General features: G+C 64.7%; 15 protein-coding genes. 8 read left to right on the top strand and 7 right to left on the bottom strand.

Annotated features, from left to right (window positions below):
- Positions 1-39 precede the first annotated feature (39 nt).
- The 3 genes from OE747_RS04320 to mutM all read right to left on the bottom strand — a co-directional run bounded on the left by OE747_RS04320 (position 40) and on the right by mutM (position 2,509).
- Entirely contained in the window at positions 40-759 is a 720-nt protein-coding gene (locus tag OE747_RS04320) for a helix-turn-helix transcriptional regulator (protein WP_263827372.1), read from the bottom strand.
- A gap of 55 nt (positions 760-814) precedes the next feature.
- Positions 815-1,591, bottom strand: a complete 777-nt coding sequence (locus tag OE747_RS04315; RefSeq protein WP_164130607.1) for an enoyl-CoA hydratase — start codon at positions 1,589-1,591, stop codon at positions 815-817.
- Positions 1,592-1,657: 66 nt separating this feature from the next.
- A complete protein-coding gene (mutM, locus tag OE747_RS04310) occupies positions 1,658-2,509 on the bottom strand; it encodes a bifunctional DNA-formamidopyrimidine glycosylase/DNA-(apurinic or apyrimidinic site) lyase (RefSeq protein ID WP_263827371.1) in 852 nt (283 codons plus the stop codon).
- Between the two features lie 86 nt (positions 2,510-2,595).
- Here mutM and ubiE point away from each other — a divergent pair, with 86 nt between their 5' ends.
- Genes ubiE through OE747_RS04295 form a run of 3 tightly spaced genes read left to right on the top strand, consistent with a single transcriptional unit; the run spans position 2,596 to position 5,906 of the window.
- The gene (gene ubiE / locus OE747_RS04305; RefSeq protein ID WP_263827370.1) at positions 2,596-3,348 is read left to right on the top strand and encodes a bifunctional demethylmenaquinone methyltransferase/2-methoxy-6-polyprenyl-1,4-benzoquinol methylase UbiE; all 753 of its coding nucleotides are present in this window, start codon (positions 2,596-2,598) and stop codon (positions 3,346-3,348) included.
- 3 nt (positions 3,349-3,351) lie between these two features.
- Positions 3,352-4,881 (top strand): 2-polyprenylphenol 6-hydroxylase, encoded by a 1,530-nt coding sequence (ubiB, locus tag OE747_RS04300; protein WP_263827369.1) that lies wholly within the window; start codon positions 3,352-3,354, stop codon positions 4,879-4,881.
- A gap of 38 nt (positions 4,882-4,919) precedes the next feature.
- The gene (locus OE747_RS04295; protein ID WP_263827368.1) at positions 4,920-5,906 is read left to right on the top strand and encodes a 4Fe-4S dicluster domain-containing protein; all 987 of its coding nucleotides are present in this window, start codon (positions 4,920-4,922) and stop codon (positions 5,904-5,906) included.
- A gap of 68 nt (positions 5,907-5,974) precedes the next feature.
- On the opposite strand, the gene OE747_RS04290 is transcribed toward OE747_RS04295, so the two are convergent.
- The gene (locus tag OE747_RS04290; RefSeq protein WP_263827367.1) at positions 5,975-7,150 is read right to left on the bottom strand and encodes an acetyl-CoA C-acyltransferase family protein; all 1,176 of its coding nucleotides are present in this window, start codon (positions 7,148-7,150) and stop codon (positions 5,975-5,977) included.
- 123 nt (positions 7,151-7,273) lie between these two features.
- On the opposite strand from OE747_RS04290, the gene OE747_RS04285 reads away from it, so the two are divergent.
- Complete coding sequence (locus OE747_RS04285; protein WP_263827366.1) at positions 7,274-7,840, top strand: helix-turn-helix domain-containing protein; 567 nt, start codon at positions 7,274-7,276, stop codon at positions 7,838-7,840.
- Positions 7,841-7,846: 6 nt separating this feature from the next.
- On the opposite strand, the gene OE747_RS04280 is transcribed toward OE747_RS04285, so the two are convergent.
- Positions 7,847-9,490 carry an alkaline phosphatase family protein gene (locus OE747_RS04280; RefSeq protein WP_263827365.1) on the bottom strand — a complete coding sequence of 548 codons (1,644 nt, stop codon included), beginning with the start codon at positions 9,488-9,490 and terminating at the stop codon, positions 7,847-7,849.
- A gap of 127 nt (positions 9,491-9,617) precedes the next feature.
- On the bottom strand, positions 9,618-10,190 hold the full coding sequence (locus OE747_RS04275) for a DUF1285 domain-containing protein (RefSeq protein WP_263827364.1): 573 nt from the start codon (positions 10,188-10,190) through the stop codon (positions 9,618-9,620).
- A 65-nt stretch (positions 10,191-10,255) separates the two neighbouring features.
- On the opposite strand from OE747_RS04275, the gene OE747_RS04270 reads away from it, so the two are divergent.
- Genes OE747_RS04270 through OE747_RS04255 form a run of 4 tightly spaced genes read left to right on the top strand, consistent with a single transcriptional unit; the run spans position 10,256 to position 16,942 of the window.
- On the top strand, positions 10,256-11,263 hold the full coding sequence (locus tag OE747_RS04270; protein ID WP_263827363.1) for an AAA family ATPase: 1,008 nt from the start codon (positions 10,256-10,258) through the stop codon (positions 11,261-11,263).
- Complete coding sequence (locus OE747_RS04265) at positions 11,260-12,135, top strand: DUF58 domain-containing protein (RefSeq protein ID WP_263827362.1); 876 nt, start codon at positions 11,260-11,262, stop codon at positions 12,133-12,135. The genes OE747_RS04270 and OE747_RS04265 overlap by 4 nt, the downstream gene beginning before the upstream one ends.
- Positions 12,132-14,900 carry a DUF4159 domain-containing protein gene (locus tag OE747_RS04260; RefSeq protein ID WP_263827361.1) on the top strand — a complete coding sequence of 923 codons (2,769 nt, stop codon included), beginning with the start codon at positions 12,132-12,134 and terminating at the stop codon, positions 14,898-14,900. Before OE747_RS04265 ends, OE747_RS04260 begins: the two co-directional genes overlap by 4 nt.
- Positions 14,897-16,942, top strand: a complete 2,046-nt coding sequence (locus OE747_RS04255) for a hypothetical protein (RefSeq protein ID WP_263827360.1) — start codon at positions 14,897-14,899, stop codon at positions 16,940-16,942. The genes OE747_RS04260 and OE747_RS04255 overlap by 4 nt, the downstream gene beginning before the upstream one ends.
- A gap of 21 nt (positions 16,943-16,963) precedes the next feature.
- Here the strand turns inward: OE747_RS04255 and pbpC are convergent, their stop codons facing one another.
- Positions 16,964-18,943, bottom strand: coding sequence for a penicillin-binding protein 1C (gene pbpC, locus OE747_RS04250; protein ID WP_263827359.1), 1,980 nt, complete (start codon positions 18,941-18,943; stop codon positions 16,964-16,966).
- Positions 18,944-18,962: the final 19 nt, after the last annotated feature.

The raw sequence follows: 18,962 nt of genomic DNA, 5'->3' as shown, positions 1-18,962 counted from the left end.
TGGTGCGTTCCTCCTGTCGAACCAGTGGAGGTGACGCTATCAACCGTGCCTGCCGGGCGAAAAGTCCCCGAACGGGGACCCATGGCCGCCTACGAGATACCGGCGCGCCATGGCGGTTCGGGTGGTCACGCCAAAGATCTGGTGCAGCGCCTTCATATGTTTGCGCACCGCCGCCTCGCCGGTGGCCAGTTCCTCGGCAATCTGGCGGTTGGTCATGCCCTCGGCCGCGAGCCGGGCAACCGCGTCCTGCCGGGGTGTCAGTGCCGGGTGGAGCCCGGGCAGCGACAAAAGCTCGGTCCCGGCCCGCATGGCAAAAACCGTCAGATCGCTCAGGTTCCATTTTTCCAGCCGGGTGACCTGGGTCTGGTCCAACGCACCCAGATAGAGAATCCCGAACAACGTATCGCTGCGATAAAGCGGCAGGGCGGCAAAACCGGCCAGCCCGAACCGCCCCGACACCCGCTGGTACAACTGGCATTGCGTCCAGCGGTCCCCCAGAACGGTTCGCGTCGAAACCGGAACTCCGGTCCGGCGAAGCTCGGCCAGCACCGGGTCTATCGAGGCGCCAAGGGTTTCGTAGGCCGAGACAAAGGCCAGCGGCATGTTCAGAATGACGCCGTCTTTGAACGCGCCGGTATCGGCAACGACATACAGCCCCACGCTGCCCATTTGTGAACTGCGCAGGGCCTTTTCCGCGACCTTCGCGATGTCGTTGCTGTCGTAGACCATGGTCTCTGCCTTGCCGAGAGATATGGCCATGCTAACGCCAGCAGGAGATTCCGGCAAACCCGGCCTTGGTCGGGCGCCCTGTCGTCTATTTGTCGCGGAATTGGGCTGCGCGTTTTTCCAGGAAGGCGGCCATGCCTTCCTTCTGATCTTCGGTGGCGAACATCGAATGGAACACCCGGCGTTCGAACAGCAGCCCCTCGCTGAGCGTCGTCTCGTAGGAACGGTTGACCGCCTCCTTGACCGCAAAGGCGGTGATCATCGACTTCTCGGCGATCTTCTGGGCCGCGCTCAGTGCTTCCTCGATCAGTTTCTTGGCGGGAACGACACGGCTGACCAGTCCGGCGCGCTCGGCCTCTTCGGCATCCATGAAGCGGCCGGTCAGGTTCAGGTCCATGGACTTGGACTTGCCGACAAACCGGGTCAGGCGCTGGGTGCCGCCGATACCGGCGATCACGCCCAGATTGATCTCGGGCTGGCCGAACTTGGCGGTGTCGGCCGCGATGATGAAATCGCACAGCATCGCCAGTTCACAACCACCGCCCAGGGCATAACCCGCCACGGCCGCGATGATCGGCTTGCGGATTGCCGAGATCCGGTCGTTGGCATCGGCAAACAGGTTCTCGTCGAACACTTCGACAAAGGTCTTTTGCGACATCTCGCGAATGTCGGCGCCGGCGGCAAAGGCCTTTTCGCTGCCGGTGATCACAATGCAGCGCACCTTGTCGTTCGAATCCGCCTCTTCCAGGGCGGCGCACAGCTCTCCGACCAGTTGGGAATTGAGCGCATTCAGCGCATCCGGGCGGTTCAGCCGAATGAGGGCTACGTGGGTATCCACTTCGACGATGATCGTCTCAAAGGCCATGGGGCTTTCGCTCTCGCTTGTTCCGTTTCGGGACGATTCCTTATCACGGGGGCGCGATGGTTCAAGTTATCTTTGGCATTGCGCACAATAGAAAGACGATCTTCCCGACTGGGTGATTCTCTTTATCGAACCGGTGCAAGAGGGGCGCCGACAGGGTTCGCCCTCGCGTCCGTACACATCGAAGTTGTGCTGAAAATATCCAAGCTCTCCATCAGCTTGCCGGAAATCCCGCAGCGAGGAACCGCCCGCCTCGATGGCCTCTGACAGGACCTGCCGGATGATCGGAACCAGGGCGCCGACACGCGGGGCTGCGATCTGTCCGGCCTTGCGGCGCGGCGACACACCGGCCCGAAACAATGTTTCACAGACATAGATATTGCCCAGCCCCGCGACGATTCCCTGATCGAGCAGGGCGGATTTGACCGGGGTGTTCTTGCCCTTGAATGCGGCGATCAGGTGGTTTTCGTGGAAATCGTTGCCCAGCGGTTCGGGCCCCAGCACCATCAACAGCTTGTGATCTTCGGCGGTCGCGGTCGGCATCAGGTCCATCGCGCCGAACCGGCGCGGGTCGTTGAAGGTGATGCGGGCGCCATTGTCCATGTGAAACACCACATGGTCATGTTTCTGCGCCGCCGGGTGGTCATGCACGAACTGCCCCAGCGGATCGCCCGACACGGTCATCCGCCCCGACATGCCCAGATGGATGAGCAGCGTCTCGCCCCCCGACAGATCGGCCAGGATGTATTTCGACCGCCGCCGCAGCCGTTCGACCCGTTGTCCTGTCAGCCGCTCTGCCATGCGATCGGGGAAGGGCCAGCGCAGGTCGGGCCGGTTGACCTCGGCCCGCGCGATCACCGCCCCCTCCATCGCGGGGGCCAATCCGCGCCGCACGGTCTCGACCTCGGGCAATTCAGGCATTAGACGCTCCTCATCCAAAGGGCCGCATTGTGCCCCGGTCTCAGCGCCCTATAAGAAGGGGCGAAATGCGAGGAACGGCAAGACCCATGTCCGACACATCCGACAAGACCACCCATTTCGGCTTTGAAACCGTGCCCGAGCATGAAAAGGCGGGCCGGGTGCAGGGCGTGTTCGGGTCGGTCGCCTCGAAATACGATGTCATGAACGATGTGATGTCGATGGGCATCCACCGGGTCTGGAAAGACGCGATGATGGATTGGCTGGCGCCACGGCCGGGTCAGCGGCTCTTGGATGTGGCGGGGGGGACCGGCGATATCTCCTTCCGGTTCCTGAAGCGCGCGGGCCATGGTCATGCCACCGTTCTGGACCTGACCGAGCCGATGCTGGTCGAGGGCCGCAAACGGGCCGAGGCCGACCGCATGGCCGACAGTCTTGACTGGGTGGTGGGCGACGCCATGGCGCTGCCGTTCGAGGATAACACGTTCGACGTCTACACCATCTCGTTCGGCATCCGGAACGTGACCCGCCCGCAAGAGGCCCTGAACGAGGCCTACCGCGTGCTGCGCCCCGGTGGCCGCCTGATGGTGCTGGAGTTCAGCCAGTTGCCCAATGACGGGTTGCAAAAGCTCTACGATCTTTACAGTTTCAACGTCATCCCGCGCATGGGGCAGCTGATTGCAAACGACCGCGACAGCTATCAATACCTGGTGGAATCGATCCGCAAGTTCCCCGATCAGGAAACGTTCCTGGACATGGTCAAGGCGGCGGGTTTCGGCAATGCCAAGTATCGCAACCTGAGCATGGGCATCGCCGCGCTGCATTCCGGCTGGAAGATCTGATCCATGCGCGGCCCCCACAATATCATCCGCCTGATCCGCACGGGCGCCACGCTGGAGCGCAACGGCGCCATGGGTGCGGTGCTGGATGCGTTTGACGCGCCGCGCCCGCTGCGCATTCTGGCCCGCATGCTGGGCAAACCGTTCCAGTGGCTGGGTTTCAAGGGCGACCCCAGCCTGCCGCCCGCCACCCGCGCGCTGATGGCGATGGGACCGGCCTATATCAAGTTCGGTCAGGTGCTTTCGACCCGGCCCGACGTGGTGGGCCAGGACCTAGCCGATCAGCTGCGCGTGTTGCAGGACCAGCTGCCACCCTTTCCCCGCGCCGTTGCCATGCGCGAGGTGGAGCGGGAACTGGGCCGCCCGCTGCCCGAGATGTTCAGCGAGTTCAGCGAACCGATTGCGGCGGCGTCCATCGCTCAGGTGCACCGGGCGCGTCTGGCCGACAGCGGCGAGGATGTGGCGGTCAAGGTGCTGCGCCCCGGTATCGAGCGTGCCTTTCGCAAGGATGTGGACGCGTTCTATTTCGCCGCCCGCATCGTCGACCTGTTTGCCCCCGGTGCCCGCCGCCTGCGCCCGATGGAGGTGATCGAGCATTTCGACGGTGTCGTGCGCGGAGAGCTGGATCTGCGGCTGGAAAGTGCGGCCGCGTCGGAATTTGCCGACAATACCAAGGAGGATGCCGGATTCCGCCTGCCGCCGGTGCGCTGGTCGCTCTCGGCACGGCGGGTGATGACGCTGGGCTGGGCCGATGGCGTGCCGCTGGGCGACAATGCCGCGCTGGACGCCGCCGGACACAACCGCCGTGATCTGGGTGAGCGGGTGCTGCGCCTGTTCCTGCTGCACGCGCTGCGCGATGGCTATTTCCATGCCGACATGCATCAGGGCAACCTGAAGGTCGCCGCCGATGGCGATATCATCGCCTATGACTTCGGCATCATGGGCCATATCGACGAATATACCCGCCGCGTCTATGCCGAGATCCTGTTCGGCTTCATCCGCCGCGATTACAAACGCGTCGCCGAGGTGCATTTCGAGGCCGGTTACGTGCCCGCCACCCAGGATGTCGACGAATTCGCCCGCGCCTTGCGCGCGGTGGGCGAGCCGATCTTCGGCATGGATGCGACCCATATCTCGATGGGCCGGCTGCTGAGCTATCTGTTCGAGGTCACCGAACGGTTCGGTATGGAAACCCGGACCGAGCTGATCCTGCTGCAACGCACCATGGTCGTGGTCGAAGGCGTGGCCCGTTCGCTCGATCCGCATATCAACATCTGGGAGGTCGCCCGCCCGGTGGTCGAGGACTACATCAAGCAATCCATCGGCCCGCGTGCGGTGCTGGCCGATCTGGGCAAGACGGCGCTGGTGGTGGCCCGCTTCGGCCCGCACCTGCCCGATCTGGTCGAGCGGGCGCTGGTGGCGCAGTCGCAGCCGGGTCTGGACGAGAAACCGGGCCGCAGCGCGGCGTTCTGGCCCGCCCTGGGTGGCGCGCTGATCGGTGGCGGAGTGGTGCTGCTGGCCAACCTGCTCATGTGAACGGGTGACAGGCGCGACCTTCGTGCTAGGCTGCGCCCATGGCTCGCACCAATCCAAATCGCCCCTTTACCCCCGACCCCGAACAGGCAGCCCTTGCGCCCGGGATCAGCGGCAATGACATCAACGGGCTGGGCGAAACATCGTTTCGCCGCCCGCGCATGGTCTATTGGGCGCCCGATCCGAGCGACATCCCCCACGGGCCGCTGCAATACTATTTCTACCGGCAATCGGCCAAGGATCCCGACTTTGCCACCAGACGCGCCGGGCGCCAGATGGTGCTGGACGCCCCTTTGTCCCCATTGGCCGACACCGCCGTCATTCGCACGCCTGCGGACTGGACCGCCGCGCTGGTGCAATTCGTGGACAGCGGCGCCTGTGACCTGACCGGTGTCGCCGAGATGAACCCCGACTGGGTCTTCGAAGGCCACGAGATACCGCAATCCCGCGTTATCATGATCGGCGTGGCCCATGATTACGACGCCATCGCCACCGCGCCCAAGCCAAGCGCCGGGCTTGAGGTGATGACGCAATACACCCGTGCCGCCCAGGCCGCCAAGACCATCGCCGGATGGCTGCGCCAGCAGGGGTGGCAGGCCGAGCCGCTGACCGGCCCGATGACCGGCGCTCTGGCGATGATCCCACCGGCGCTCGCCTGCGGCTTTGGCGAGTTGGGCAAGCACGGGTCCATCATCAACCCCGATCTTGGCGCCTCGTTCCGCCTGTCGGCGGTGCTGACCGATGCACCTTTTGCCCCGACCCCGGCGCAGGATCACGGTATCGACGGCTTTTGCCAGAACTGCCGCATCTGTCAGGACGCCTGCCCGCCCGAGGCGCTGTTCGCGGACAAACAGACCGTGCGCGGCGCCCGCAAATGGTATGTCGATTTCGACAAATGCCTGCCCTTCTTCAACCAGACCCACGGCTGCGCCATCTGTATCGCCGAATGCCCCTGGTCGCGCCCGGGCATCGGCCCGAACCTGGCCGCGAAGCTGGCCCGGAAACGAGAAAGGGACGCGACCGGCTGATCGCGCCCCTGCTTCATTTCGCTCAAAATACTCCGGGGGTCTGGGGGCAGCGCCCCCAGCCTCTCCACTCAGAGCATTTCAATGGCGATGGCGATGCCCTGGCCACCGCCGATGCACATGGTGATCAGGCCCTTGGATCCGCCGGTGCGTTCCAGTTCATAAAGCGTTTTCAGCGTGATGATCGCACCGGTCGCCCCGACCGGGTGGCCCAGCGCAATCGCGCCGCCATTGGGGTTCACCTTGGCCGCATCAAGGCCCAGTTCCTTGTTCACTGCCAGTGCCTGCGCGGCAAAGGCCTCGTTGCTTTCGATCACGTCGAAATCACCGATGCTCAACCCGGTGCGCGCCAGCAGGTTCTGCACCGCCGGAACCGGGCCGATGCCCATCACCTCGGGGCGGACACCGGCATGGGCATAGCCCAGAATACGCGCCTTGGGTTTCAGCCCGGCCTTTTCGGCCGCATCCGCCGTGGCCAGCACCATCGCCGCCGCGCCGTCGTTGATGCCGCTGGCGTTGCCGGCCGTCACCCGGCCATCCTTCTTGAACACCGGCTTCAGCCCCGCCAGCGCCTCGACCGAGGTTGCCTTGGGGTGCTCATCCACCTTGAAATCGACCATGTCGCGCTTGACCTTGACCTGTACGGGCGTGATCTGGCCGTCGAAATGGCCCGCCGCAATTGCCGCCGCCGCGCGTTCTTGCGAGGTCATTGCGAACTGGTCCATCTGCTCGCGGCTGATCTGGTGCTCGTCGGCGACATTCTCGGCAGTCACGCCCATATGGCCGGTGCCAAACGGGCAGCTCAGCGCACCCACCATCATGTCGAGCGATTTGACATCACCCATCTTGGCGCCCCAGCGGGCCTGGGTCATGATGAACGGGCTGCGCGACATGCTTTCGGCGCCACCGGCGACGGCAAACTCCGCATCCCCCAGCATCAGCGACTGCACCGCCGAAACGATGGCCTGCGCACCGGACCCGCACAGGCGGTTTACGTTCATCGCGGGGGTGCCGTTGGGGATACCCGCCTGCATCGCGGCGACCCGGCTCAGATACATGTCGCGCGGCTCGGTATTGATCACATGGCCGAACACCACATGGCCGATCTGGCCGCCTTCGACGCCCGAACGTTCCAGCGCCGCCTCGGTCACCACGGTGGCCAGGTCGATGGGTGCGGTCGATGCGAGCGCGCCGCCAAAAGTACCGATGGCGGTACGGGCACCATCCAGAATCACGATGTCAGTCATGTTGTCCTCCTCAGGGTTTGACGCATTATGCAGGTGCAGCATGATTCGTCTCCTGAGACGTGCCGTCGCGCCCCAAGCGGCCCGGAATTGACAAATCCCGTGTATGAGCGCAGAGAATCCGTCATGACGGAAGAAGCCGACGATATCCTGAACCTGCTGCCCGCACGCCTGAAAGAGGCGCGGCGCGCCCAGGGCCTGTCGCTGGAGGCGGTTGCGAACCTGAGCGGGGTCTCGCGCTCGATGGTCAGCCAGATCGAGCGGGGCGAGAGCAGCCCGACCATCGCGACCCTGTGGAACCTGACCCGCGCCTTGCAGGTCGATTTCGCGGGTTTGCTGGAAACCTCCGAGAACGCCGCCCAGATCGACACGCTGCGCGCGGCGCAAGTGCCCAGCATCGACAATATGGGGCAGGGCTGCCGCATCCGCATCCTGTCGCCGCCCGAGGATGCAGGCGGGCACGAGGTCTATGATATCGCTTTTCGCCCGGGCGGAGCGCTGGTCAGCCAGCCGCATGGCCGGGGCACCCGCGAACAACTGACCGTGCTCGAAGGCGCGGTCAGGGTGACGTCGGGCACGGCTGCTCAGGATCTTGGGCCCGGCGATACCGCGCGCTATGCCGCCGATATCGCCCATTCGATCACCGCGACGTCAGACGGGGCGCGAGTGTTCCTGATCGTCAAGTCGGCCTGAGCCGACTTATTGCCCCAACACTTCGAGCAGGACCTCGCCCGCCGCCGCGGATGGTGGGGTGGTGCCCGCGATCATCGCCAGGGTCAGCGCCACATCCACCGTGTGAACGCGGCGCGAGACCCGGCGCGGTTCCAGCCCGAACCCGGCAAAGAAGATCGGCACATAAGTGTCATAGCGCCACGGCGAACCGTGGGTCACCGTCACGGAAAGCCCATCCATATCGTTGATGAACCAGCCGGGATCGAACACGACATAGATATCCCCGGAGCGGTCCGGGTGATAATTGTTCAGCACTGCCTGGGTCATCGCATTTTCGGGCAGCGACCCAAGGCGCAGGCGCGCGCTTGGCACGGCATAGGCCACCCCGTCTAGCGCCATGAGTTCCTGGGCGATGGCGGTTTCCAAAGCGCTCTGGTCGATGGCAAGGTTCCGGCGAACCGCTTCGTCAAGGTAGAGATACGGGTGATCGTAACCGGTGATCAGCGGGCCGCTGATGCCGAACCGGGTCTTGATCCGCGCTATCGCGGCCTCGGTGTCCCATGTATCGGGCGAGACATAGCCGCCGAGACTGCCCAGTTGCTCCAGATAGCCCGGCGCCTCGGGCGCGCCGTGATCGGCCGACAGCACAATCAGCGTGTTTTCCAGCCCGACCCGGTCGTCCACATGGGCTAGCAGATCGGCCAGCGTGCGGTCGAGATGCATCAGGTTGTCTTCGCTCTCCAGGCTCGACGGGCCGTAGAAATGGCCGACGTAGTCGGTTGACGAAAAGCTGACGCCAAGGAAGTCTGTCACCTCGTCCGCGCCCAGGTTTTCGTTGTCGATCAGCGCCTTGGCAAAGGTCGCAGTCAGTTCATCGCCTGCGGGGCTGACTGTCAGCAGAGTGGTGAAATATTTGTCGTCCGATGCCGGAAACGGATGCGGAAAGGTGCGGCCAAAGCCTGCGAAATCAGGTTCCCACGGTTGATCGTCACGGGTGCCGAACAGGTAGGATTCGGGTGAGTTCAGCAGGGACCAAGACTTGCCGGCGTAGGCGTCCGGCAGGCGCTGGTCGTTCCATTGGGTGACCCAGTCTGGATACCGGTCGTAGTAATAGTTGCTGGTGACGAACTGGCCTGCGGATTTCGAGAACCAGAACGCTTTGCCCACATGTCCGGCCATGGTGACGGCGCCGCGATCCTTGACGGAAACGCCAAAAACCTTGGCCTGCCCGGCGGTATGCCCGGATAGCTCATCCCCGAATGTGGTGGTCAGGATCGCCTTGGGCGAACGCCCGTCAGTCTTGGCCGCGCGTTGGGTCGGGTCGATTTCGGTATCGGCATCGACTCCGGCGCCGCCGGTCAGGATGGCATAATCGGGATCCTCGATATTATAGACGGTGCGCCCCTGGCCGCGATCGTACCAAAGGTTCCCGACCATTCCATGCCCCGCCGGATGTGCGCCGGTGGCAAGCGTCGCATGCCCCACCACGGTTTCGGTGTTCGCATGGGCGTGGTGGGCGTTGTCGAAGTGAATGCCCTGTTCCATCAGGTAGCGAAATCCACCCTCTCCGAATTGGTCGGAATAGCGCATGGGCAGGTCGCCCCGCAGCTGGTCGACAGTGATTTGCAGGATCAGCCGGGGCTTTTCCCGAGCGTGGGCGATGCCGGGCATCGCGGTAAGGCAAACGGAAAGAATTAGAGAAACGCGTAGAGAATGGCCCATGTGAACACCCGAAAGCTGAAACACATTCAGGCTAGCATATGTTCAGCGCGCGCACCAAGCGCGACGCGTCAGTTCGTCAAAGCTGGTCCGCCGGGGCAAGCCGGAAAAACTGGCCGGATGACCAGACGCCGAACCAGCCCTCATCCTCGGATCCCAAATCCACCAGACGATAAAACGTCTTTCGGTCGATCAGGGCCTCGAGCCCAGCGCGTACATGGACATAGGGCGATGGCTCGCCGGTTTCCGGATCGCGCTCCAGTCTGATTCCGTTCTCTGGCCCGGCAATGGTCGTATCGCCGGTATTGGTGGTAAAGGTCAGCACCTGGTTTTGGCCTTCGCCGGTCGCATCGCAATCGACTGCGACAAAGGGCGCATCATCGACGGTGATCGCCACTTTTTCGACCGGGGTGACCAGAAAGTACCGCCCGTCCTCGAGCTTGAGGATCGAAGAGAACAGCCGCACCATGTTGGGCCGATTGATCGGTGTGCCTTCGTGATACCAGGTTCCATTGCGGGCGATCCGCATGTCCATCTCGCCGGTGATGGGTGGGTTCCACAGGTGAACGGGCGGCAAGCCCCGTGGTTTCACCGTCCGAACCGCGGCCGCCAGACTGTCGGCGGAGGGTTTCACGGGCTTTTGTCCGCTCATTGTTTTTGCCATTTCCTGTCAGCGCGATACACTCATACCCATATAGTTGTCGCGGAGGGAAAACCATGTCCGAACCTGCCGATCTTATCGGGGAAATCGACGCGCTTGGAGAGAAGCTGAGGCAGGCGCGCGCCTCGATCACCCGGCGGTTCATCGGGCAGGAACGCGTGGTGGATTTGACTCTGACTGCGCTCTTGTGCGGCGGTCATGCATTGCTGATCGGTCTGCCGGGGCTGGGCAAGACGCGGCTGGTCGAGACGCTGAGCACGGTGATGGGGCTGCATGGCAACCGCATCCAGTTCACGCCCGACCTGATGCCCGCCGATATCCTGGGGTCCGAGGTGCTGGATACCGCCGAGGACGGCAGCCGCCATTTCCGCTTCATTCCCGGCCCGATCTTTTGCCAGCTTTTGATGGCGGACGAGATCAACCGGGCCAGCCCGCGTACCCAGTCGGCGCTGTTGCAGGCGATGCAGGAAAGGACCGTGACAGTGGCGGGCGAGAATCGTTCGCTGGGCACTCCTTTCCACGTGCTTGCAACGCAGAACCCCATCGAGCAGGAGGGAACCTATCCGTTGCCAGAGGCGCAACTGGACCGGTTCCTGGTGCAGGTCGACGTGGATTACCCGGATCGTGCGACGGAACGCGAGATCCTGTTGGCCACCACTGGTGCCGAAGAGGCCGAGGCGCATCAGGTGATGACACGGGACGAGTTGCTGGCGGCGCAGGTTCTGCTCAGGCGGATGCCGGTGGGCGAGTCGGTGGTAGAGATGATCCTGGACCTGGTGCGTGCGTTCCGGCCCGATGAACCGGGGGTGAGCGAACGGGTGCGCGACACGGTTGCGTGGGGTCCCGGCCCACGCGCGGCGCAGGCGCTGATGCTGACGGTGCGGGCGCGGGCCTTGTTGCAGGGGCGGTTGGCGCCCAATGCCGAAGATGTGATCGACATGGCGCGCCCGGTGCTGAGCCACCGGATGGCACTCAACTTTGCCGCCCGCGCGCGCGGCGACAGCCTGGCGCAACTGATCGAGGCGACCGCCGCAGGTCTGGCCCGCACCGAGGCCGCCGCGTGAGTGCCCCGCGCGCCCTGAGGCAACGGGCCGAGGCACAGGCCGAGACCTTGCCGCCTCTTTTGGCGCGCGCGGAACATTTGGCCGGTACGGTCCTGCTGGGCGACCATGGGCGCAGGCGGGCCGGGTTGGGGGATGATTTCTGGCAGTATCGCCCGGCGCAGCCGGGCGACAGCCGACGGATGATTGACCACCGCCGTTCGGCGCGCGGGGACGTGCAATACGTGCGCGAACGCGAGTGGGAGATCGCGCAATCGGTCATGCTGTGGGTCGATCAGGGCGCGTCCATGCGGTTTGCGTCGGACAAGACGCTTGAGACCAAGGCCGATCGGGCCCGGTTGCTGGGTCTTGCGGTGGCGATCCTGCTGGTGCGGGCGGGCGAGCGGGTCGGGTTGACCGGAACCGCATTGCCGCCACGGCGGGGCAACGGCCAGATCCACCGGCTAGCCGAAGCCTGGTCGCGGGATGTGGCGGCCGACTATGCGCCGCCCGAGCATCGGGCGATGATCCCACATGCGCGCGCGCTGTTCATCTCCGATTTCCTGGGCGATATGGCAGAGGTGGAACTGGCCCTGACCAAAGCGGCTGACCGCGGAGTCCGGGGCGTTGTCTATCAGGTCCTCGACCCGAACGAAGAAAGTTTCCCCTATCAGGGCCGGACCATATTCGAAAGCGTCGGCGGAACGATCCGGCATGAAACCCTGAAGGCGGGCGAATTGCGGGGCCGTTACCTGGAGCGACTGGCCGAACGACGTGATGTCTTGGTCAATCTGTGCCGAGCGACCGGATGGCAACTTGGTCTGCACCATACGGGTGACAGCGCGCAGACCGCCTTGCTCTGGCTGTGGCGTTCGCTGGATGGAGGCACGCGATGACGGTGCTGGGCGGTATCGGTTTCGCGTCACCCTGGTTGTTGACCGGGCTTCTGGCGCTGCCGATCCTGTGGCTGATCCTGCGTGCGGTGCCGCCTGCGCCGATCCGGCGCATGTTCCCGGCGGTGACGCTGCTGCTTGGCCTGCGCGACGACGAAAGCGTGTCGGATCGCACGCCTTGGTGGCTGTTGCTGATCCGAATGCTCGCGGTCGCGGCGGTGATCATCGGGCTGGCCGGTCCTGTCCTGAACCCTCAGCGCGAGGTGGATGGCACAGGGCCGCTCTTGCTGTTGCTCGATGCCAGCTGGGCCGGGTCGGCGGGGTGGGGTCAGCGGATGGAGCTGCTCGATACTCAGCTGACCGAGGCAGGCCGGGCCGACAGGCCGGTGGCGGTGATGAGACTGTCCGCACCAGAGGCGCCCGTGTTCCAGTCGGCGGCCAGTTGGAGAGCCCGTCTTGCGGGGCTGAAGCCGGAACCGTGGCAGCCGGGAGCCGGGCAACTTGCTGTGGCAGTAGAAGAGATCCGTTCGGTCTCTGGCGGGTTTGACACACATTGGTTGAGCGACGGTTTGGATTTCGACGGGCGGGAACAGGTGTTGTCCGCGCTTGCCGACCGGGGCGATGTGACGGTTTTTCAATCGCCTGACCCGGTGATTGCACTGCGCCCGGCGCAATACGCAGATGGTGCAATTGAGCTATCGCTTGTGCGGTCCGTTGGTGGCAGCGAGCGGGTGCAGGGGGTTGTCGCGCTTGGACCCGATCCTTCGGGCACCGTGCGGGTGCTGGAACGGGCCGAAGCGCGTTTTGATGCCGAGGCGACCGAAGCACGGCTTGCCTTGTCGCTCCCCTCGGAACTGCGGGCGCGGATCACCCGGTTTGAGCTGGAAGGCCAACGCGCGGCCGGGGCGGTAGCCCTGACCGATGACGGTTTGCGGCGGCGCGAGGTGGCCCTGTTCGCAGGGCGTCAGGACCGGGAAGGTTTGGAGCTTCTCTCGCCGCTGCACTATTTGACGCAGGTTCTTGTGCCGACCGCTGATTTTGTCGATGGCGCGTTGCTGGATGTAATTCCGGCAAATCCGGATGTGATCGTTCTGGCGGATGTCGCCACGCTGGCGCCGCCCGAAACCAGCGCCCTGACCGAGTGGGTCGAAAACGGGGGTTTGCTGCTTCGGTTCTCGGGGCCGCGGATGGCGGCCAGCGATATCGGCCGGGATGAGAGCGATCCGCTCTTGCCGGTGCGCTTGCGCAGCGGCGGGCGCTCGGTTGGCGGCGCCATGAGCTGGGGTGAAGCCAAGACACTGGCGCCTTTCCCTGAAAACTCTCCGTTCTTTGGGCTGAAGCTGCCGCCCGATGTGACCGTTTCGACCCAGGTCGTGGCGCAACCCGATCCCGATCTGGCGGACAAGGTTATCGCGGCGTTGAGCGATGGAACGCCCCTGGTGACGCGCAAGCCCCTGGGGCTGGGTCAGGTGGTTCTGTTCCATGTGACGGCAGACGCCGAGTGGTCGTCGTTGCCGTTGTCAGGGTTGTTTGTCGAGATGCTGGACCGGTTGGCGGTGTCGTCCAGCGCCAAACAGGTCGATGCCGAGGCGCTGGAAGGCACGGTTTGGAGCCCGGTCCGAGTCATGGACGGGTTTGGCCAACTGGAAGAGGCGGGTAACCTGCCCGGGGTCGACGGGGTTTCGCTGGTGTCCGATCCGCTTGGCCCTGAAATCAGACCGGGCATCTACAGCAACGAGAAACGGCGGCTGGCCCGCAATGTGCTGCGGTCGGACACGACACTGTTGGTTGCCGAGTGGCCGCCGTCTGTTCCGGTTGTCGGTCTTTTGGTCAAGGCCGAGCGGCCGCTTGGCGGCTGGCTCTTGTCCTTGGCGCTGATCCTGTTGGCGGTTGATGTCGTGGCGTCCTTGGCCTTGTCGGGTCGTCTGAGCGCCTTGCGCCGGGCCACCCCCCTTATCGCGGCGGTGTTCGTTTTCGCCCCCGATGCGCAGGCGCAGACCGCCGAAGCGGCGGAACGCTTTGCCCTGGAAGCAACGCATGAAATGGTGCTGGCCCATGTCCTGACGGGCAATAAGAGCGTGGATGACGTGGCTTGGGCGGGCCTGTTGGGACTTTCGCGCACGCTCTATTACCGCACTTCGGTGGAACCGGCCGACCCGATCGGCGTGGACCTGGAGCGGGATGAGCTGGCGTTCTTTCCCATGCTCTATTGGCCGGTGACGCCGGATCAGCCAGCCCCGTCCGAAGCCGCCTATGCCCGGCTGAACACCTATCTGCGTTTGGGTGGCATGATCCTGTTCGATACACGGGACGCAGATGTCGCGCGGTTTGGCTCAGGCAGCCCAAACGGCCGCAAGCTTCAGGAACTGGCCGCTCCGCTGGACATACCCCCGTTGGAGCCGGTGCCGGGCGATCATGTGCTGACCCGCGCCTTTTACCTGCTTCAGGATTTCCCGGGGCGCCATTCCGGCACCGATGTCTGGGTCGAATCCGCTCCGATGGACGCGGAACGGATCGAAGGCATGCCATTCCGAAACCTCAATGATGGGGTGACGCCCGTGGTGATCGGCGGCAATGACTGGGCCGCGGCCTGGGCGGTGGATCGCGATGGCCGCGCGCTGTTGCCGGTGGGCCGGGGCCTGGCCGGTGAACGCAAGCGCGAGCTTGCCTATCGCTTTGGTGTCAATCTGGTGATGCATGTGCTGACCGGAAACTACAAATCGGATCAGGTGCATGTGCCTGCTCTGTTGGACAGGTTGGGCCAATGACCGGAAGTCTTCTGTTCGATCCTTTGGTCCCGTATCCGCTGTTGATCGTTCTGGCGGTGTTGACCGTCCTCGGTGTGGTGCTTGCGCTTTGGCGCGGCTTGTCGGGCTGGGCGCTGAGGGGGTTGTCGGCCCTGGTATTGCTGGCGGCGCTGGCCGGGCCGGTCTGGCAGATCGAAGACCGCGAACCGCTGACGGATATCGTCTTGATGCTGGAGGACGAGAGCGCGAGCCAGACAGTATCGGACCGCCCGGATCAGACCCGTTCGGCAGCAGATCGCATGGCCGTCGAGATCGAGAAACGGCCCAACACTGAGTTGCGCCGTATTCGAGTCGGCGATGGCGAAGGGGATAGCGGCACGCGTCTGATGTCGGCCTTGTCCGATGCGCTGAACGAAGAACCACGCGCCCGGATCGCCGGTATCATCGCGCTGTCCGACGGGCAGGTTCACGATACCGACCGGGCCCCGGACCTGCCTGCACCGTTGCATTTGCTGCTGTCCGGTCGCGAGAGTGACTGGGATCGCCGCCTGGTGGTCAAGAATGCCCCCGCATTCGCCATCATCGGCGAGCCGGTCACGCTGAGCCTCAGGATCGAGGACAATGGCGCTGTCCCTGATGGTGTTGGGCCGATGGCGGAACTTCGGATATCGGTCGACGGCGGCGAGCCGGACAGGTTGAGCATTCCGGTGGGGCAGGACTTCGACCTGCCGATCACCTTGCCGCATGGCGGGCGCAACGTGATCCAGTTTGTGGTGCCGGTGGCCGATGGGGAATTGACCGACCGCAATAACTCGGCGCTGGTCCAGATCAACGGGGTTCGTGACAGGCTGCGGGTGCTGCTGGTGTCGGGGCAGCCGCACCCGGGCGGGCGCACCTGGCGCAATCTTCTCAAGTCCGACAGTTCCGTCGATCTGGTCCATTTCACCATCCTGCGCCCGCCTGAAAAACAGGACGGTGTCCCGGTGGACGAACTGAGCCTGATCGCCTTTCCGACCCGGGAATTGTTCCTGGAGAAGATCGACGATTTCGACCTGATCATCTTTGACCGATACAAGCGGCGGGGGATACTGCCCGCGATCTATCTGGACAATGTCGCCAACTATGTGAACGGCGGCGGTGCGGTTCTGGTGGCGGCGGGGCCTGATTTCGCCACCGCCGACAGCATTTATCGGTCGCCGCTGGCGCCGATCCTGCCAGCAGAACCGACGGCGCGCATCATCGAAGAGCACTTCCGCCCGGAGGTATCAGAGGACGGCGCGCGTCATCCTGTGACCTCGGGCCTGGACGGCGCGGGTGAATGGGGCGGCTGGCTGCGCCAGATCGACGTTCTGCCCCGCTCCGGTCACGTATTGATGAACGGTGTCGAAGGGCGCCCGCTCTTGGTGCTCGACCGTGTGGGCGAGGGGCGGGTCGCGCTTCTGGCCTCGGATCACGCCTGGCTCTGGGGGCGCGGATACGAGGGCGGTGGCCCGCAGATGGAGCTGTTGCGGCGGCTGGCGCATTGGATGATGAAAGAGCCCGAGCTTGAGGAAGACGCGCTGTGGGCCGAGGTTCAGAACCAGACCATGCGCATCATCCGCCGGACGCTGGAGGCCGAGGTAGGCTCTGTCACCGTGACCAGACCGGATGGCACCACCGATGAAATCCCGCTGGCCGAGGTGTCGCCGGGCCGGTTTGAAGCCTTGTATGCGGGTCCCGAAATCGGTCTCTACAAACTCAGCGACGGTGGCAAGACGGCGGTTGTGGGTCTGGGTCCTGCCGCGCCGCGCGAGTTCGAGGCGACCATCGCGACGCAAGAGGTTCTTGCGCCATTGATCGCGCCGCTGCGTGGCGGGGTGTTTCGAATGGAGGACGGTTTGCCAACAGTGCGCAATGTGCGCGAAGGGCGGCCTGCTTCGGGGCGCGGGTGGTTGGGTCTGACGCCTCGGGAAACCTATGAAACCCGCAACATTCGGCAAACGCCGCTGGCTCCGGCCTGGTTGGTTTTGCTGCTGTCTACGGGGTTCCTGATTGCCGGTTGGCTGAGAGAAGGGCGCCGATAGGGCCGCTCCCGGTCGGGGCCGTCAGCGCAGCGTGACGGTAGCCCGGTCCGCCTGCCCCTTGGCATCGAGGACCAGCAAGGTGGTGAAACCGCGACCGGTTACCGGCATGGCGATTTCCCTGAGCGGCGATTTCGTCACGACAGGCTCTCCGTTAACCAGGACCGAGAATGGGGCTGCTCCCCCACGCAGCTTCAACGTGATTTCACCGTCTTCGGCATAAAGGGCCGCGCCGTCGGGTGGAAACAGCAGTTGCGGCGCGTTTGGGATCTCGTCGAACGCGGCGTTGCGCGGCCGAAACCGTTGCAACGGCTGTGGCAGTTCCGCCGATCCCAGCAGCAAGGTTGCGTGCGGGGGTGGGGGCAGCGGAGAGAAATCCGGTTTCAGCCGTCCAAACGCCTCGAACAGGACCGGGGCGGCGACGTCGCCGCCGAATGCGCCGGGTACCGGTGTGCCGTCGGGGCGGCCCAGCCAGACACCGATGACATGCCTCCCGTCGTAGCCGATGGCCCATGTATCCCTGTGCCCGTAGGACGTGCCGGTCTTGTATGCCAGGATGCCCTTTCGCGCGCCCGGCGGCGGGGTCAGCCCGGCCAGGATGTTGCCCACCTGCCAGGCAGCCACATCCGACATGATGCGCCCGCTCGTTGTGCGCGGCTGTGTCCGGTCGTACCACAGCAGCGGCCCCTGGCCGCCCTGCGCCAGACCGCCGTAAAGCTGTACGAGATCGTTCAGGGATATCCCGACCCCCCCCAAGGCAACGGCAAGTCCGGGGCTGCCCGATGGCAGCCGCGCAGAAGCGCCGCCGCGTGTCAGTGCGGCCATCAGACGGGCAGGCCCCAATGCCTCGGTCAGTCGCACCACGGGGATATTCAGCGACAGTTGCAGTGCCTCGCGCACCCGAACCTCGCCGCGAAACTGGCCGTCGAAGTTGCGTGGGGCATAGCGGCCGAACATGACCGGGCTGTCCTGGATCAGGGTTTCGGGATGTGCCAGCCCCTGATCGAAGGCCAGCCCATAGACAAAGGGTTTCAGCGTTGAGCCCGGTGAGCGCAGCGCCCGGGTCATGTCGACAAAGCCCTGCCGCGCGGGTTCATAGGCTGCGGAGCCGACCGAGGCGAGGATTTCGCCGGTCTGGTGATCGGCGGCCACCAGCGCCGCCGACATCCGGCCGCCGGCCTTGCGGGCGGCCTCGGCCAACAGAGCTTCCATCTTGCGCTGAATGTCTGCGTCGAGCGTGGTGTCGAACTGCCGCGCTGTGGGATCGCCCGCGCGCATCCGGTCGGCCAGGTGTGGGGCCAGTTGCGGGAACCCGTGCAGCGCCGTTGGCAAAGGTTCGGACAGGGCCGCCCGGACATCTGCGGTGGAAAGGATGCCCTGGTCTGCCAACCGGTGCAGGATGCGATCCCGCGCCATTCTCGCTGCATCCATGTTGCGGTCGGGTCGGCGGGCCTCTGGCGCCTGGGGCAGCGCCACCAGCAGGGCCGATTGTGCCGTGGTCAGCCGACGCGGTTCCTTGCTGAACCACGCCAGCGCGGCTGCGCGCACCCCTTCCAGATTGCCTCCGTAGGGGGCGTGCTGGAGATAGAGCGACAATATCTGCTCTTTCGGCAATCGCCGTTCCAGAGCCAGGGCGACGCGGATCTGCCGCAGCTTTCCGGCCCAGCGGCCCGTTGGCCCGTCTTCGATCAGGCGCGCGACCTGCATGGTGAGGGTCGAGCCGCCCGAGACCGTCTGCCCGTGCCGCAGGGCCTGTGCGGTCGCGCGCAGCATCGCCAGGGGATCGACGCCGGGATGGCCGTAGAAACGCTTGTCTTCGTATCGGAGCAGCATGGCGACAAACCCGGGATCGACCGGGCCGGGATCCAGCCGCCAGATGCCGTTTCCGACCTGATAGACCCGAAGCGGCTTGCCGTCCCGGTCGCGTATCTCGACGCCTGTTTCGGCAAGCACCGGCGGCAACACGGTCGCGTCGATCCATGTATCGAGGCGGTCCCGCGCCATGGCGCCACCCCACAGGAGG

The organism is Ruegeria aquimaris, assembly GCF_025751555.1.
In the GTDB taxonomy this organism is placed as follows: Bacteria; Pseudomonadota; Alphaproteobacteria; order Rhodobacterales; family Rhodobacteraceae; genus Ruegeria_B; species Ruegeria_B aquimaris.
This window is presented reverse-complemented; position numbering and strand designations above follow the sequence as displayed.